At 42.3% G+C, this 17,089-nt stretch carries 18 protein-coding genes; 1 reads left to right on the forward strand and 17 read right to left on the reverse strand.

What is annotated here, in order from left to right:
- Nucleotides 1-56: 56 nt before the first annotated feature.
- From trmD to smc, 9 genes are all read right to left on the reverse strand, one after another.
- Entirely contained in the window at nucleotides 57-782 is a 726-nt protein-coding gene (gene trmD, locus B7E06_RS11885; protein WP_082234190.1) for a tRNA (guanosine(37)-N1)-methyltransferase TrmD, read from the reverse strand.
- Nucleotides 783-1,298: a ribosome maturation factor RimM gene (gene rimM, locus B7E06_RS11890; protein ID WP_082234191.1), complete on the reverse strand. Its 516-nt coding sequence runs from the start codon at nucleotides 1,296-1,298 to the stop codon at nucleotides 783-785. It lies immediately after the preceding gene.
- Nucleotides 1,299-1,305: 7 nt separating this feature from the next.
- Entirely contained in the window at nucleotides 1,306-1,692 is a 387-nt protein-coding gene (locus B7E06_RS11895) for a YlqD family protein (protein ID WP_082234192.1), read from the reverse strand.
- 66 nt (nucleotides 1,693-1,758) lie between these two features.
- Nucleotides 1,759-1,986: a KH domain-containing protein gene (locus B7E06_RS11900; protein WP_082234193.1), complete on the reverse strand. Its 228-nt coding sequence runs from the start codon at nucleotides 1,984-1,986 to the stop codon at nucleotides 1,759-1,761.
- Nucleotides 1,987-1,998: 12 nt separating this feature from the next.
- A complete protein-coding gene (rpsP, locus tag B7E06_RS11905) occupies nucleotides 1,999-2,271 on the reverse strand; it encodes a 30S ribosomal protein S16 (RefSeq protein WP_082234194.1) in 273 nt (90 codons plus the stop codon).
- A gap of 87 nt (nucleotides 2,272-2,358) precedes the next feature.
- Nucleotides 2,359-3,699, reverse strand: coding sequence for a signal recognition particle protein (gene ffh / locus B7E06_RS11910; protein WP_082234195.1), 1,341 nt, complete (start codon nucleotides 3,697-3,699; stop codon nucleotides 2,359-2,361).
- A gap of 13 nt (nucleotides 3,700-3,712) precedes the next feature.
- Nucleotides 3,713-4,042, reverse strand: a complete 330-nt coding sequence (locus tag B7E06_RS11915) for a putative DNA-binding protein (protein WP_082234196.1) — start codon at nucleotides 4,040-4,042, stop codon at nucleotides 3,713-3,715.
- Nucleotides 4,043-4,115: 73 nt separating this feature from the next.
- A complete protein-coding gene (gene ftsY, locus B7E06_RS11920; protein WP_082234197.1) occupies nucleotides 4,116-5,426 on the reverse strand; it encodes a signal recognition particle-docking protein FtsY in 1,311 nt (436 codons plus the stop codon).
- 14 nt (nucleotides 5,427-5,440) lie between these two features.
- The gene (gene smc / locus B7E06_RS11925; RefSeq protein WP_082234198.1) at nucleotides 5,441-9,007 is read right to left on the reverse strand and encodes a chromosome segregation protein SMC; all 3,567 of its coding nucleotides are present in this window, start codon (nucleotides 9,005-9,007) and stop codon (nucleotides 5,441-5,443) included.
- A gap of 177 nt (nucleotides 9,008-9,184) precedes the next feature.
- Here smc and B7E06_RS11930 point away from each other — a divergent pair, with 177 nt between their 5' ends.
- A complete protein-coding gene (locus tag B7E06_RS11930; RefSeq protein ID WP_082234199.1) occupies nucleotides 9,185-9,406 on the forward strand; it encodes a DUF1128 domain-containing protein in 222 nt (73 codons plus the stop codon).
- Between the two features lie 47 nt (nucleotides 9,407-9,453).
- Here B7E06_RS11930 and rnc read toward each other — a convergent pair whose 3' ends face one another.
- The 8 genes from rnc to sdaAA form a co-directional block, all read right to left on the reverse strand.
- Entirely contained in the window at nucleotides 9,454-10,143 is a 690-nt protein-coding gene (rnc, locus tag B7E06_RS11935; protein ID WP_082234200.1) for a ribonuclease III, read from the reverse strand.
- A 76-nt stretch (nucleotides 10,144-10,219) separates the two neighbouring features.
- Complete coding sequence (acpP, locus tag B7E06_RS11940; protein WP_082234201.1) at nucleotides 10,220-10,453, reverse strand: acyl carrier protein; 234 nt, start codon at nucleotides 10,451-10,453, stop codon at nucleotides 10,220-10,222.
- A gap of 60 nt (nucleotides 10,454-10,513) precedes the next feature.
- Nucleotides 10,514-11,254: a 3-oxoacyl-[acyl-carrier-protein] reductase gene (gene fabG, locus B7E06_RS11945; RefSeq protein ID WP_082234202.1), complete on the reverse strand. Its 741-nt coding sequence runs from the start codon at nucleotides 11,252-11,254 to the stop codon at nucleotides 10,514-10,516.
- Nucleotides 11,254-12,195, reverse strand: a complete 942-nt coding sequence (fabD, locus tag B7E06_RS11950) for an ACP S-malonyltransferase (protein WP_082234203.1) — start codon at nucleotides 12,193-12,195, stop codon at nucleotides 11,254-11,256. Before fabD ends, fabG begins: the two co-directional genes overlap by 1 nt.
- Entirely contained in the window at nucleotides 12,192-13,199 is a 1,008-nt protein-coding gene (plsX, locus tag B7E06_RS11955; protein WP_082234204.1) for a phosphate acyltransferase PlsX, read from the reverse strand. The genes fabD and plsX overlap by 4 nt, the downstream gene beginning before the upstream one ends.
- A complete protein-coding gene (gene fapR, locus B7E06_RS11960) occupies nucleotides 13,199-13,777 on the reverse strand; it encodes a transcription factor FapR (RefSeq protein WP_082234205.1) in 579 nt (192 codons plus the stop codon). Before fapR ends, plsX begins: the two co-directional genes overlap by 1 nt.
- Nucleotides 13,778-14,152: 375 nt before the next feature.
- Nucleotides 14,153-16,198, reverse strand: coding sequence for an ATP-dependent DNA helicase RecG (gene recG, locus B7E06_RS11965; RefSeq protein ID WP_082234206.1), 2,046 nt, complete (start codon nucleotides 16,196-16,198; stop codon nucleotides 14,153-14,155).
- Nucleotides 16,198-17,079, reverse strand: coding sequence for an L-serine ammonia-lyase, iron-sulfur-dependent, subunit alpha (gene sdaAA, locus B7E06_RS11970; protein WP_082234207.1), 882 nt, complete (start codon nucleotides 17,077-17,079; stop codon nucleotides 16,198-16,200). Before sdaAA ends, recG begins: the two co-directional genes overlap by 1 nt.
- Between the last annotated feature and the right edge of the window lie 10 nt (nucleotides 17,080-17,089).

The following is a 17,089-nucleotide window of genomic DNA, read 5'->3' on the forward strand; positions in this document are numbered from 1 at the left end:
TTTAAGCACAACTGATAATATACCATAATCTATTATATTTCGCAAGGTTTTCTAACTTATTCCCATTCTTTTATCCAAGCTTTTTCCTGTACCGTCAGTTCCCGATCAGTTAAGAGATCGGGACGGCGAAGGTAGGTGCGCTTTAATGACTGATAATGTCTCCATTCTTCTATCTTTGCATGATTTCCCGAAAGAAGAACATCCGGTACTTCATGATTTCTGAAGCTGCTGGGACGTGTATAGTGGGGATGCTCAAGAAGTCCGTTTGAAAAGGAATCTTCAGGAGCGGACTGTTCATTTCCTAAAACCTCAGGGAGTAAACGAACGACAGAATCAATGACTACCATCGCCCCTAGTTCCCCGCCTGTTAATACATAATCACCAATTGAAATTTCTTCATCTACAAGCTGTTCTCTTACACGCTCATCATAGCCTTCATAATGTCCGCATAATATGATTAAATGTTCTTCCTTGGCCAGTTCTTCCGCCTTCTTCTGCGTATAGGGCTGTCCTTGAGGGCACATTAAAACAACTTTAGGCTGCGTATGGCGTTTCTCCTTAGTCGCTTCTACCGCATCAAAAATCGGCTGAGGTGTAAGAACGAGCCCAGCTCCTCCACCGTAAGGATAATCATCTACCTTATTATGCTTGTTCGTCGTGTAATCTCTAAAATTAACCGTATCGTAGGAAAAGGCCCCTTTTTCTCTGGCCCGCTTCATGATGGAAGCATCCATTACACCAGTAAACATTTCCGGAAATAAGGTTAAAATATCAATGTGCATTTAGTCCAGCAGCCCTTCTATTGGATCAATGATTACACGTTTGTTCACAACATCTACTTCTTTTACTACTTGTTCGATATAAGGAACCAGCAGATCTTTTTTCTTATTGCGGCGAACCACCCAGACATCGTTAGCTCCCGGTGTAAGAATCTCTTTTATTTCTCCCAGCTTTTCTTCATTAGTTAAGAAAACTTCAGAGCCGATAATTTCGTGAAAGTAGAATTCGTTTTCTCCTAGTTCTTCCTGGTCACTTTCCGTCACTTTTAAATAACCATCACGATATTGTTCTACCTCATTAATCGAAGAGTGGCCTTCAAACGTAAGAAGGTCAAAACCTTTGTGAACCCTGTGACTTCTAACAGTTAATTCCTTGATGTCTTTCTTATCATTTACCCAATACAAAAGCTGCCCCGGCTTAAAGCGTTCCTCAAAGTCAGTGATTCTCCGGACCTTTACTTCTCCTTTAATCCCATGTGTATTTATTATTTGTCCCACATTAAAAAATTTTTCTGTCATGTATGATCTACCTCGCTCGTATTACAATTCCGTCCTTAATAACAATTTCACGTTTTTTTACTGTTTCTTCATAAGCATCGCCTTCATTAAGCTCGACAATCGTTTCTACTTCATCGGTCTTGAGTTCTTCTCCCACCGGCAGTAAATCCAGTTGATTCAGCTGAAACTGAATTTGTTTCATCGTATCCTGGCGGCGTGAGATCTCCTTGACGAATCGTTGGCGGACATCTGGCTGTTCATAATCATAATTGCGCTCAATCTTCTTCTGCTGAAACTTCAGCTGCTGGCATTCTTTATCCAGACGCTCATACTTGGAAGTTAACCGATCCTTGATAGCTTGTCTGCTGTTCTCCGTCAGTATTTCCTTTACAGGTATTCGCTGAATAATCTGCATGATCTCCTGCCTTATCTGATATTGAATGTTAAAAAAGGGAAAGGTTCTACTGACCCTCTCCCTCTTTCACATGATATCCAAATAGATTCTTTTCTTTAAATCTGACCCTGCGGCGTAAACTACCGTCCGAATCGCCTTGGCAATTCGACCGTTCTTTCCAATCACCTTACCAACATCTTCACTGTGAACGGTTAAATGATAAACAATTTTATGTTCTTCTTCCTTCACGTTAATTTCGATCTCTTCTGGGTGATCAACAAGCGGTGTAACGATCGTTTCGATCAAGGCTTTCATGATATCACTACTTTACTTATTGTTTTTTTTATCGTGGAACTGCTTCATAATTCCTTCTTTTGAGAAAAGGTTACGAACAGTGTCACTTGGCTTCGCACCGTTGGACATCCAATCCATAGCTTTGTCAGCATCGATATCTACATGTACCGGGTTAGCTACAGGATTGTATGTTCCAATTTGTTCAATAATACGTCCATCACGAGGAGAACGTGAATCAGCAACAACTACACGATAAAATGGGTTACGCTTAGAACCCATGCGTTTTAGGCGAATTTTAACTGCCATATTTAACAACCTCCATTAATTTCTTTAAATGTTCAACACAAGAATAGATTTTAGCAGATACTTGAATGTCTGTAAAGGGTTTTTACATTACATGAACGGAAATTTCATTCCTCTGCCTTTTTTTCCTTTTGTATTGCTCATCTGTTTCATCATTTTTTTCATCTCTTCAAACTGTTTAAGCAGACGGTTAACTTCTGAGACAGAGGTGCCTGACCCTTTAGCTATACGCTTCTTACGGCTCGCATTCATAAGGGATGGATCCACACGCTCTTTCTTAGTCATTGACTGGATGATAGCCTCCACATGTACAATCTGTTTATCATCAAAGGAGGCATTCTGCAGCCCTTTCATTTTATTAGCCCCTGGAATCATCCCGATCAGCTCATCAAGCGGACCCATGTTCTTTACCTGTTCCATCTGCTCAAGAAAATCTTCAAATGTAAACGAAGCATTCCGCATTTTAGCTTCAAGATCTTTTGCCTGTTTCTCATCGACCTGAGACTGGGCTTTTTCAATAAGTGTAAGCATATCCCCCATGCCTAAAATACGGGAAGCCATTCTTTCGGGGTGAAACGGCTCAAGTTGATCAAGCTTTTCACCCATACCAGCAAATTTAATCGGCTTACCAGTTACGGCTTTAATCGACAGAGCAGCCCCTCCCCGGGTATCGCCGTCAAGCTTCGTTAACAGCACACCAGTAACTTCCAGCTGTGCATCAAAGCTTTCCGCCACATTAACTGCATCCTGACCGGTCATTGCGTCTACTACTAGGAAAACTTCCTCCGGATTAACCGCTTCTTTAATTCGCTCAAGTTCTTCCATTAGGTCGCCGTCAACATGCAGACGACCGGCCGTATCGACAATCACATAATCATAATGTTCTTCCTTAGCTTTGGCCACTGCATTTTTCGCAATATCAACAGGGTCTGCCTCAGTGCCTTCAGAGTGAACAGGCATACCCAGCTGCTTGCCTAACGTCTCAAGCTGCTGAATCGCCGCCGGACGGTAGACGTCAGCTGCCGCTAAAAGAGGTTTTCGATTATAATTTTTCCTTAAAAGGTTCGCAAGCTTACCTGTAGTGGTCGTTTTACCAGCACCCTGGAGACCTACCATCATTATTACAGTGGGAGGACGTTTAGCAACAGCTATCTTACTTTCGTTGCCACCCATTAATTCCGTTAATTCATCCTGCACGATCTTAATGACCTGCTGTCCGGGTGTTAGGCTGCTCATTACTTCTTCACCGACAGCGCGCTCACGGATTCGTTTCACAAAATCTTTAACTACTTTAAAATTTACGTCTGCTTCTAAAAGGGCAAGCCTTACTTCCCGGCTCATCTCCTTCACATCTTGTTCTGTAACCTTCCCTTTACCTTTAATCTTCTGTATCGATTGCTGTAAACGGTCGGATAAACCTTCAAATGCCATCGAAGGAACCCTCCTATTCTAGTTCTTGTAGTTCATCAAGCCAACTCATTATATCTTTTTCAATTGCTGTGTTTTTTACGGCTGCATTCATTTGCTCTAAAATCCGCTGTCTCTTTTGAAACTTTTCATAGAGTAAGAGCTTGTCTTCATATTCTTCCAGCATGGCTTCTGTCCGTCTAATATTATCATAAACGGCCTGCCTTGAGACATTAAAATTCTCTGATATCTCACCGAGCGAATAATCTTCTAAATAGTAAAGTTCCATATAATTCCGCTGCTTTGGAGTGAGTAGAGACTGATAGAAATCCAAAAGATAATTAATTCTAGTCGTTTTTTCAAGCATGTTTTTCACTCCTTGTTAAGTGAAATACCTTTACATATGAATAGTAACCGAGCTCATCGCTCTGTGTCAAGATTTACTCCTCGTACTCTGCCTGCTCATCGATCATATCTGCAAACAATCCATAAACAAAAGCATGGGCGTCGAATCTCTCCAGATCTGTTACCTTCTCACCTAATCCCACAAGCTTCACAGGTATTTCAAGCTCCTTACGAATCGCAAGGACGATCCCGCCCTTAGCCGTGCCGTCAAGCTTAGTAAGAACAATACCAGACACATCTGTAGCTTCTGAAAAAGTCTTTGCCTGGCTCATCGCATTCTGTCCTGTTGTGGCATCAAGCACGAGCAGAACTTCATGAGGAGCTCCAGGTACTTCTCTCGAAATGACTCGTTTAACTTTGGACAGTTCATTCATAAGGTTTACTTTGTTCTGCAGTCTTCCTGCCGTATCGCAGATTAACACATCAGCATTTTTGGACTTGGCTGATTGAATGCCATCATAAATAACGGCAGCCGGATCGCTTCCTTCGCTGTGTTTAATGACGTTAACTCCCGCGCGTTTTCCCCATTCATCCAGTTGGTCAATAGCTCCCGCACGGAAGGTGTCTCCTGCTGCAAGCGTTACTCTTTTACCTTCCGACTTTAATTGGTGGGCCAGTTTTCCAATGGTGGTTGTCTTACCTACACCATTAACTCCTACAAACAAATAAATGGTTAAGCCGTCAGGATTGATAGCCAGCTCCTCAACGCCGAAGTCCTGATCATCCCCATAATAAAGCTCTACAAGTTTCTCAGAAATGACTTCTTTCACCTGACGAGTATCTTTAATGTTACGACGCTTTACTTCCATTTCAAGCTCTTCAATCATTTCCATTACTGCGTTTACCCCAACATCAGCAGAAATTAATACTTCCTCAAGCTCTTCAAAGAAATCTTCATCTACTGTCCGATATCGGGCAACCAGATCGTTAATCCTGCTAGTGAAAGAATTTCGTGTTTTAGTGAGACCACTTCTGAACTTCGCTGCAATGCTTTCTTCCTCATAAGATTCTTCTGGGATTTCGACCTCTTCCTGTGTTTCAAGTTCTTCTGGAATGATTATTTCCTCTTCTGGAGTATCCACTTCATCGGCTTCTGTTTCACCTTCTAACACTTCTTCCTCTTCTAGAGGAGGAAGTTCTTCATCCAATTCTCTTTCATCTTCAGAAGAGGGGTCTTCAGATTCAAACCAGCTCTCTGTTTCCTCCTGACCCTGGTAGATATCATCATCAAATGGGTCTTCTCCCATCTTTTTTTCCTGCTCTTTTAATGATTCTTCCCTGGCTTTTTCAATAATTTCTTCAGGATCGATCACAAACTTATCTCTTAACTTCTTAAAAAAGCTCAATACTCTCTTCCTTCCTATGCTTCTATTAGATCCACAGTCTCTTCTAAACGAACGGAAACCAGTTTAGAAACTCCTGATTCCTGCATGGTCACTCCATAGAGTACATCAGATTCCTCCATCGTTCCTTTTCTGTGGGTAATAACGATAAACTGGGTCTGCTGGCTGAATTCTTTCAGGAACCGCGCAAAACGGTCAACGTTAGCTTCATCAAGGGCCGCTTCGACTTCGTCAAGGACACAGAATGGTACAGGTCTGACTCTTAAAATAGAAAATAATAGTGCAATTGCTGTTAAGGCTCGTTCTCCACCGGAAAGGAGGCTTAAGTTCTGCAATTTCTTTCCAGGGGGCTGTGCGACAATATCCACACCAGTTTCCAGCAAATTCTCAGGATCGGTTAGTCGAAGATCGGCAATTCCGCCCCCAAAGAGATCCTTAAATACGCTTCCGAATTCATTTCGAATTTTGGAGAACGTATCCTCAAAGCGCCGCTTCATTTCATGATCCATCTCATTAATAATCGAGTGGAGAGTTTGCTTAGCTTCCAGTAAGTCTGACTGTTGGCCTGACAGGAAATCATATCTTTCCACAATTCGGTCGTATTCTTCTATTGCGCCCAGGTTTACGGTGCCAAGCTCTTCAATCGCCCTTTTTATAAGTTTTACCTGAGTGGAAGACTGATCTTTGTTTTCTACACGATCATAATCCTGCTTTGCTTTTTCGAACGTAGTTACGTACTCTTCCTGCAGATAGGAAAGCATGTTTTCAAGCTCAACATCCAGACGGTTTACCTTCACTTCCTTCTGCTGAATATCAGTAACAAAATTCTGATGCTGACGGCTGGTTTCTTTCAGCTGTTTTTCCTGCTGCTGGATAGTTTCTGCGAGTTCGTTTCTTTCTTCTCGGTACTGATTAATTTGGCCGGCAGCTGTTTCTTTTTGATTTCTTGTCGTTGATATCTGTTGATCAACTTCTTCTTCTGTCTGGTTCGATTCTACAACTTCTACGAGCTGCTGATAGGATTGTCTGTTTCTTTCAAGCAGTTCTTTAGCATGAGACAGTTCGTTTTGAAGACGTTCGCTTTTCTCCTGCTGGTTAGACACACCAGATTCCTGCTCTGCAAGCTGAATCTGATGCCTTTGCAGCTGTTCGCGTAAATTCGCTTCATCTTCCTTCTGCTGACCTTTCGCTGCTGTAAGCTCATCAATCAGCTGCTGAACCTTTACAAGCTCTGAAGCAATATCTTTAAGCTCTTTTTCAAGACTTTGCAGCCTGTGATCAATATGCTCTTTGTCCGTAATATACTGCGACTGGTCCTGGTCATACATAATCAGCTGGTCATTCAGGTGATCCAGCCTGACCTTCAGCTCTCTTTTACTTGACTGTGTTTCATATTCAGTATTTTTAAGTGCTTCGATACGAGTTTTCAGCTGCTGAATCTCCTGATTTTGTTCAAAAATTGATGACTTCAGCACCTTCACTTTCTCTTCAACGTCTTTTGCTTTTTTATCAAATTCACTAATTTTATTTGTCAGTTCCTGCAGCTCTTTTTCACGAGTAAACAAAGACTGATTAGACTTTTTCTGAGCTCCGCCTGACATAGACCCCCCCGGGTTTACGACATCTCCTTCAAGAGTTACGACACGGTACTTACGGTTGAGAATTTTAGCTATATGATTGGCAGCTTCTAAACTTTCCGCAATTAAAATATGACCGAGCAGATGGTTAATGGCTGCCGCGTGTTGATTGTCGTAGCTGATCAAATCAGAGGCAACCCCGATAAAACCATTAACTTCTTGTAGCGACGATAAGGCCTGTCCATGAATGGTGCGCGGCTGAATCGTTGCAAGCGGAAGAAACGTCGCCCGTCCCTTGTTATGCTGTTTCAGCCAGTGAATTGCCCGGCGGCCCGCCTGTTCATCTTTCACTATGACATGCTGGGCCTGTGCACCAAGAGCTGTCTCCACAGCCGTTAGTAGTTGGGAAGGAATATCAATCACTTCAAGAACTGCTCCTTCCACTCCAGTCACTGCCGATTTTTCTCTCGCTTTTAAAATTTCTCTTACTCCCTGGAAATAGCCTGAATAATCCTCTTTTAATTCCTCTAGCATTTCTTTTTTAGATCTCATTTTCTCTAAATACTGATACCCTTGATAAAGCTTTTGCTGCCATTCTTCGTAAGAGCGTTCATTTTCTTCATGATTTTTCTGCAGCGTCAGCAGCTTTTCCTCAAGCTCCTTACGCTCTCCCGCTTCTTTCTCAAGTTTTTCAGTTATTTCTTTAAGGGAATGTTCCTGCTTCGTTCTTTCATCATCTAAGGCCTGAAATTTACCCTGCTGCAGGCCTTTTTTATTATTCAGCTGTATTTGCTGCTGCTCTAAAGTTGCCTTTTCATTACGTTTAGCGGCCTGACCATTCAACAGATCGATATACTCACTCTTATAATCCTCGATCTGTTCCTCAATGTCCTCAGGCCCCTGCTTTAATGCTTCCTCTGTTTGCTTTATGCTTTTCTTAGTAGCCTTCCGCTTTTGAATCAGCTCCTGGAGTTTCCTGCTTTCATTTGCAGCCGTTACTTCAAGCTCTTCAACCTGACTGGTTAATGTATCATATTCCGATTCCAGCTTGGTTTTATTTTCCGCAAAATGCTTATGACGCTCTTTCATAAGCTCTCTTCTGCCTTCAAGATTTTCAAGCTCTTGAGTAAGACTAAGAAGCTTTTCCTGCAAGTCTTGTAAAGACTCATCCAAGCCTGTCATCTGGCTGCGCTTCTGATCTATATTCTCTTCTTTTGTTTGAAGCGCTGCCTTTAGTTCAGCTTCTTTTGCTTTCACCAATTCGAGCTGTTCCAGAAGCCCCTGCCACTCTTCGTGAACATCTTCAATTTGAGTCACAAGCAGAGAAATCTCAATCTGTTTAAGATCTTCTTTTTTCTCTAAATAATCTTTGGCTACAGAAGCTTGCTCCCTTAATGGCTCAAGCTGACCGTTGATTTCGTGAATGATATCTTCCACACGGTTTAGGTTTTCCTGGGTTTCAAGAAGTTTTGATTCTGCTTTTTTCTTTCGCTGTTTATACTTAAGAACCCCGGCAGCCTCTTCAAAGATCGAGCGTCGTTCCTCCGCCTTGGAACTTAGGATCTCCTCCACTTTTCCCTGGCTGATAATAGAAAACGCTTCACGACCGAGTCCAGAATCCATAAATAAATCGACAATGTCTTTTAGCCGGCATGACTGGTTATTTATGTAGAATTCACTTTCACCGGAACGAAAGACTCTTCTCGTTACACTTACTTCCTCATAATCGAGGGGAAGAATTTGATTTGAATTGTTTAGAGTAAGTGTGACCTCTGCCATATTCAGCGGTTTTCTCGATTCACTTCCTGCGAAAATAATATCTTCCATTTTCGCACCTCTTAAAGAACGGGCGGATTGTTCACCAAGCACCCAGCGAATCGCATCCGTTATATTACTTTTTCCGCTTCCGTTTGGCCCTACTACAGAAGTAACACCCGAAACAAAATCGACGGAAATTCTTTCAGCAAATGATTTAAATCCAATACTTTCTAGTCTTTTGAGGAACATATTCATCCTCCTGTTAATTTTACGAATCTACTGCTCTAACTTGTCTATTTTACCATACTTCCTACTCCTCCGATAGTTTAGAAAGTGATCGTAAATAGTCGAATTGGGGGGGTTTCAAAAATTTTAAAAATAATTTATCATATGTAAACATAACGTGATATTTGGAGGAGGAAAACTGTGAGTCTGGAAGAAGCTACGCAAGATAACCTAAGTTACATTATTAATGATATGGCCGACAAACTGCAAGTCGTTAATCGTTCCATTATGGACCCGGAAGATTATGATTTGGCCAAGTATGACGAAATTAAATCTCTTCACGAAGTTATACAAATGAAAGGCCAGCTGAGTGTTTCAGAAATCCAGGTATTCGTTCAGGAATTAGGGAATTACCGAAAATAGACAGCACTAAAAAGACCGTACAGATGCCTTTCATCTGCACGGTCTTTTTATATAGCGCCCTGGTTAATCAGCGCCTGCTGTGCGGCTTTCTGTTCCGCTTCCTTTTTTGTACGGCCGATGCCGACCCCAGCCGTTTCTTCCTGCACGAGTACATGAGCAATAAATTCCCTGCTGTGGGCAGGACCTCTTTCCTCTACAATCTGGTACTCAATTCGGCTGTTTCTATCTCTTTGTATATATTCCTGCAGCTGACTCTTAAAATCCATCGCATGAGAAAAAGCACCACTTTTAATTTTTGGATACACATACTTTTCTAGAAACGTAACCACTTCGTTAAAGCCTTTATCTAAATATACAGCCCCGATAAAAGCTTCGAACACATCTGCTAAAAGTGCAGGGCGGTTGCGTCCGCCGGTCATTTCTTCCCCTTTTCCTAATAGAATCAAATCCTGGAAATTAAGATCGTTGGCAAACTTAACGAGTGAAATCTCACAAACAATTGAAGCTCTGTACTTTGTCAGTTCACCTTCTGTCATCTTAGGAAATTCTTTATATAAGAATTGGGAAACTCCTAGTTCAAGCACGGCATCTCCAAGGAATTCAAGCCTCTCGTTGTCTTCACGATCGGTTTTACGATGCTCATTCACATAGGATGAATGTGTAAAAGCTTGCTCCAGTAACGAAACATTATTAAATTTAATATTTACTTTGTTTTGAAAACTGGAAAAATCCTCCATAATTCACCGTGTCCTTTTCATTTTAATCTTTAAATATAGGAAAGGCTGCCTGCAGGTTACAGACAGCATTTCAAGTTTACGACAAGCTGTTTATGTAATTAACAGCGTCGCCAACTGTATTAATGTTTTCAGCTTCTTCATCAGATATTTCCATATCAAACTCGTCCTCAAGCTCCATTACTAATTCAACAACGTCAAGAGAATCCGCTTCAAGGTCTTCTTTGAAGGAAGCTTCCATTGTTACTTTAGACTCGTCTGCGTCAAGACGGTCCACAATGATTTGTTTTACACGCTCAAATGTATCTGCCATAGGAACTTCACCTCCCTTCAGTAATTATAGTAAATTTCTCGGCTTAAAACTAGACTAATTTTACATTACCATACCGCCATCGACATTAATCGTCTGGCCTGTAATATACTGGGCATCTTCAGAAGCTAGGAAACGGACAACACGAGCGACATCTTTTCCTTCTCCGAGTCTTCCAAGCGGGATGAGGGAGAGCATCTGCTCTCTCTGCTCATCAGTCAACTGGTCGGTCATATCTGTTGTAATATAACCAGGAGCCACAGCATTAACAGTAATATTTCTTGTGGCCAGTTCTTTTGCATTGGACTTTGTAAGTCCGATAACACCAGCTTTTGCTGCAACATAATTAGCCTGCCCCGGATTTCCAGACACTCCAACAATTGAGGAAATATTAATAATGCGTCCATATTTTTGTTTCATCATCTGGCGGGTCACACCTTTTGTACAAACGAATACACCTTTTAAGTTTGTATCGATGACATCGTCAAACTCTTCTTCTTTCATTCTCATTAGTAAATTATCTCTCGTAATGCCCGCATTATTCACTAGAATATCAAGACGTCCGAACTGGTCTACGACTTCTTTCACCATGCGTTTTACATCATCACCATTCGAGACATTAGCTTGAATCTTAATGGCTTCCCCGCCGTTGTCTTTAATTTCCTGGACAACAGCTTTAGCTTTATCTTCACTGCCTGCATAATTAACAGCTACTTTAGCGCCTTGTGCTCCAAGTTCAAGCGCAATAGCACGGCCGATTCCCCGGGAAGCGCCGGTAACGAGAGCTACCTGATCATTCAGCATTATTTTTCCTCCTTATACCATTCTACAAAACTTTGCAATGAATCTGGATCCTGGACGGAAAATGTCTTTAAGCGTCGATTTACTTTTTTCACAAGTCCGCTTAATACTTTCCCCTGCCCAACTTCAACGATTGCATCTAGTTCTGATTCTGCAAAGCGTTCTAAAATTTCGTGGAACCTTACAGGAGAATACAACTGTTCGACGAGCAGCTTTTCAATCTTTTCTCCCTCCTGTACAGGTTCGGCCGTAACATTTGCATATACAGGGATGCCAGCATCCTCCACATTAACACTGTCCAGCTTTTCAGAAAAGCGCTCACTTGCAGGAGCCATTAGACGGGAGTGAAAAGGTCCGCTGACATTTAAGGGAAGAACTCTCTTAGCTCCAGCTTCCTTTAATTGTTCTGATGCTTTTTCGACTCCTGGCGCTGTACCTGATATAACAATTTGCCCAGGGCAGTTAATGTTAGCCAAGTCTACAGGTTCATCATCGCCTAGATCATTTAAAACAGCCTGAATGTCTTCCTGTTTCATTCCCAGTACTGCAGCCATAGCTCCTTTTCCTGTAGGGTAAGCCTCTTCCATTAATTTGCCGCGTTCATGCACAAGTTTAACGGCGTCCATTGCACGCAAAGATCCCGCGGCTACTAAAGCGCTGTACTCCCCAAGGCTGTGACCGGCTGTCATTTGCGGCTCGATCCCTTCCTTTTTAAGAAGCTTTGTAATCGCAATGCTGTTAAGAAGCAGGGCTGGCTGAGCATTTTCTGTCTTTGTTAACTGGTCAGAAGGTCCTTCAAACATCAGGGAAGTTAAGGAATAACCTAATGCTTCGTCAGCTTGTTTAAAAAGGTCATTTGCTTCTGAATAGTGTTCGTACATTTTTTGGCCCATCCCCACTTCCTGGGATCCTTGGCCGGGATAAATAAAGGCTACTTTCTTCATGCTTCTCCTCCTGTTCGTTCATACTCCTGCAATGCGGATTTAATGGTTGGCGTTACATCTTTTTCAATCATATGGCAGGCCTGGCGGATCGCGTTATAAACAGCTCTATCATTGGATGATCCGTGAGCCTTAATAACTGGTGCAGCTAATCCAAATAGTCCGGCACCCCCATATTCAGAATAATCAAGCTTATCTTTTAAACCTTTTAAATCATTTTTCACTAAACCAGCTGCCAGTTTTGTCTTAAAACTGGACATAAACGTCTGCTTCATCATAGAAAACATGGTTAAGGCTGTTCCCTCCAGCGTCTTTAAAGCGACGTTTCCAGTAAAACCATCTGTAACGACAACATCGGCTGCCCCCTGCAGCAAGTCCCGTGACTCTACGTTACCTATAAAATTGATGGGAGCATCTGAGAGTAAAGCAAATGCTTTTTTCGTCAGTTCACTGCCTTTTCCATCTTCTGTTCCGACATTTAATAAGCCGACTCTTGGATTCTTCACATCTCTGACTTTTTCACAGTAAATAGAGCCGATAATTCCGTATTGCAACAGATGTTGTGGTTTAGCATCTACATTCGCGCCAACATCAAGCATTAAAAATCCACTTCCATCTTCTGTTGGAAGTGTAGGGCTTAGAGCAGGACGCTCAACTCCTTCAAGCCGCCCGATGCCAAAAAGACCAGCGCTCATTAGAGCACCTGTATTTCCTGCTGAAATACACCCATCTGCACGGCCTTCCTTTACTTCTTTAGCCATTAAAACCATAGAAGCCTGCTTTTTTCGCCGCACGGCCCGTACCGGCTCGTCATCAGAGGTAATCATTTCAGTTGTATGTATAATAGAGATATTGTCTTTTTCCCCTTCTAAATACGGGGTAATTTTACTTTCATCACCAATCAAGGTAATTTCAAGGTTATGAATCGAGGCAGCTGCCTGGGCTGCTCCCTTAACAATCGCCTCGGGAGCGTGGTCTCCACCCATTGCATCGATAGCTATTCTCATCAGTTATTTCTCTCCTTTGGATCATGTTCGCGGTACATTTTAAATGACCCAGCAAATACTTCTTCATTATCTACAAAACTATGCACATTCACAATAGTTCTTCCTTTGTGATCTTCAACTTGTACAGCAGCTTTAGCTACGACACGTTCACCAAGCTTAACGGGACGAGTGAATTTGATATCAGCACCGGCTGTTAAAGCGAGATCCTCATCAATAACGGCCACTGCCAAAGAATTTGCCTGGGCAAAGAGGTGGTGGCCTCTTGCGATGTTGTTTCTTGAGAATACATGTTCCTCTTTTATATCAAGAATGGAAATCGCTCGTTTATCAAGTTCTAAATCAATGACTTCCCCGATGACTTCTTCGATCGGCAGAGCCTTGACGGTTTCATTCCATTCGTGAGTAGCGACAGATTTAATCCGTTCTCGAAGTTCAGGGATAGAAAGCTCCATCCGGTCTAAGCGGATCGTCTGAATACTTACACCAAACTGCTTGGCAAGCTCCTCATCAGTCGTAAATGGAGTAGCTTCGATCGTTCCTTTTAATTCGCTCTGTCTCTGCTTTTTTGAAAGCTTCATGCTTTTCCCACCGTTCATTCATCATAAAGTTATGACTAGGTACTAACAGTAATATATAATACCTTTCTTTATAACGCAAGAGATCCCTTCGCTTCATAAGCGAGAAAATAAACGGTGAGCTGACTACTTTCAGGTCAAGTAAACGTTTTGGATTAGTACAGGGAATCAATGAGGGTACGGCGTTTCGCACCCACCTTCCTGTATGAACTTCCCCATTCCCCGTCCCGAGACCAATCTCAAAAAGGAATGTTCTTAGCAGCATTTCATGAAGAAAACTCATTTTTTTGCTTCTAGTACACCTTCACATTAAAGACTTTGGAAACTAGAGTAACTACAATTTCCTTTTCCCCCAACATTGCCAGGAATCTCTGTACATTAATCAAGAACTCTCCCTTGAATGTTTGCATCCTGCTCAATGATTTGAAGCAGCGGGCGGAATCTCTCGTCTTTGGACAGAAAGTCATTTGAAATTATTTCGGATGCATCCTGTCTAGCTGTTTCCAGAGCCCTATAGTCATGGACCATGTCACCTACTTTAAATTCAGGCATTCCACTTTGCTTTCTGCCGAAGAAATCACCTGGACCTCTAAGTTTTAAGTCCTGTTCGGAAAGTTCGAATCCATCGGTTGTTTCTGTCATAATTCTCATTCGTTCTTTCCCTACATCTCCCTTAGGATCTGCAAGTAATATACAGTAGCTCTGTTCTGCTCCGCGTCCAACACGGCCTCTTAGCTGGTGAAGCTGTGATAATCCAAATCGTTCAGCATCATGAACAACCATCAGTGTTGCATTTGGAACATTCACTCCAACTTCTACTACAGTGGTTGAAACGAGAACTTGAATTTCATTGGAGGAAAACTTCTTCATTACGTCTTCTTTTTCATTATTACTAAGCCGGCCATGCATAAGACCGATGGTTATGTGAGGTTCATAGATTTCAGCCAGCTGGTGATAAAGATCAATCGCGTCCTGTACTTCCAGCTGTTCCGATTCTTCAATTAACGGACAGATTACATAAGCCTGGTGACCTTTTTTCACCTCTTTTTGAATAAAAGAAAGCACCCGTTCGGTTAATCCCCCTTTAACCCAATAGGTTTCCACAGGTTTTCTGCCTGCCGGCATTTCATCAATAATTGATACGTCCATATCTCCAAAAGCGGTAATGGCAAGGGTTCTCGGGATAGGAGTCGCTGTCATAAATAAAACATCCGGATGAAGACCTTTATCCCTAAGAGCACGACGCTGATTGACACCAAAACGGTGCTGCTCATCCACAATAACAAAACCAAGATCACTGAATGCTACATCATCTTGAATTAGTGCATGAGTTCCGATAATGATATCGGCTTCATGGTTTTTAACCTGATCTAAAATCTGACTACGGCGCTTACCTTTCACCGAACCTGTTAACAGGACAATATTCGCCTTATCGTTAAACAAATTTGTTAAAGACTCGTAGTGCTGCTCGGCTAAAATTTCTGTAGGAACCATTAGTGCCCCCTGTTTGCCTGCTGTAATCGAAGCATACAAAGAAATTGCCGCCACTGCTGTTTTACCGGATCCTACATCCCCTTGAAGGAGACGGTTCATGCGGTAAGGACTTTTCATATCTTTTAAAATTTCTGCGAGCGAACGCTTTTGGGCGTCTGTTAATTCAAATGGAAAGGATTGGACAAACTGAGTGAGCACTCGATTATCGTACTGCTGGGCATTCCCAGAGGTAGCTTCCCTCTGTAATTTCCGTAAAAGCTGCATTTTCAGCTGAAAGATAACAAATTCTTCATAAATAAAACGACGCTTCGCATGCTTAAGCATCACCCGGCTTTCCGGATAGTGCATCTGCTTTAATGCTTGAATACGCGCCGGAAGTTTATAGCTGAGGACATAGTCTTCAGGCAGAATTTCCTGAATATCTTCTGAATACTCATCAATCGCTGACTTTATCACTTTTCTTAATTTAACAAGAGTCACACTTTCTTTTAATGTGTATACAGGCTGAATCGGTTCTTGATTTTCTGCCGGTCCCTTTTTGAACTGGCTGACCGTAACCTGAAGTCGATGCTGATCCCATTTTCCGGTCACTGTTACTGTATCCCCGGCGCTAAGCTGATTTTTAGCAAAAGCTCTATTAAACATAACAGCTTTGACAGCAAAACTTTCCACCTGAAGATTCATCGTCAGCCGGGATTTTTTTCTTCCATAGTATTGAACGGCAGGATCGGTCATCAATCGACCTTCAATCGTAGCTTTTTCGTCATGAATCAGCTCCGTCAGCGGTTTTATTTCATAAGAATCATAGCGATATGGAAAATAAAATAAGAGATCTTCCACTGTAAATAAACCTAGTTCATTTAAATGTACCGCTAGTTTATCGCCAATGCCTTTCACTTCTGTTATAGGGAGTTGTAAACGGCTGTCCATTATTTATTCGCAGCACTTCCGTAAATTTTCTCTTCCAGTTTCTTTCCGGTTGGTGTGGCTGCCAGTCCGCCTTGAGCCGTCTCCCTAAACGCTGAAGGCATTCGCTGACCCACTTTATACATGGCGTCAATTACTTCATCACAAGGAATTCTGCTTGTTACTCCAGCTAAAGCCATATCAGCAGCAACGACTGCATTGGCTGCTCCCATCGCATTTCGTTTCACACATGGTACTTCCACAAGACCCGCGACAGGGTCACAAATAAGGCCTAACATATTTTTTAATGTGATGGCCATCGCTTCGGCTGATTGAGCAGGGGTTCCTCCTGCCATCTCAACGATAGCTGCTGCAGCCATTCCTGCTGCCGAACCAACTTCCGCTTGACAGCCCCCTGCAGCTCCGGAAATGGATGCATTATTTGCGACGACAAAACCAAAAGCGCCGGAAGTGAATAAGTAACGAATCATCTGCTCCCGCGTTGGATTTAAACGATCTTTTACGGCAAACAAAGTGCCCGGAACACAGCCCGCACTCCCAGCTGTCGGTGTCGCGCAAATCGTTCCCATCGCAGCATTTACTTCATTCGTAGCTACAGCTTTACTGACCGCATCCATCAGCAGCTGACCGGATAACGGGTTATGATTCTTCATATACTCCTGAATTAAAACCGCATCTCCTCCAGTTAAACCGCTATGGGATTTCACCCCTTTTAAGCCGTCTTCTACCGCTTTTTCCATCACGACAAGATTGCGTTCCATTTGAGTAAAGATCTGCTCTCTTGTTACTTGTTTCGTTTCCATTTCCTGCTGGATCATAACTTCCGAAATGGGAATATTCTCTTTTTCTGCAATACCGATTAATTCGGCTACATTTTTAAACATTGTATTTCCT

Origin of the sequence: Halobacillus massiliensis (assembly GCF_900166625.1) — a bacterium.
GTDB classification, from domain to species: domain Bacteria; phylum Bacillota; class Bacilli; order Bacillales; family Halobacillaceae; genus Halobacillus_A; species Halobacillus_A massiliensis.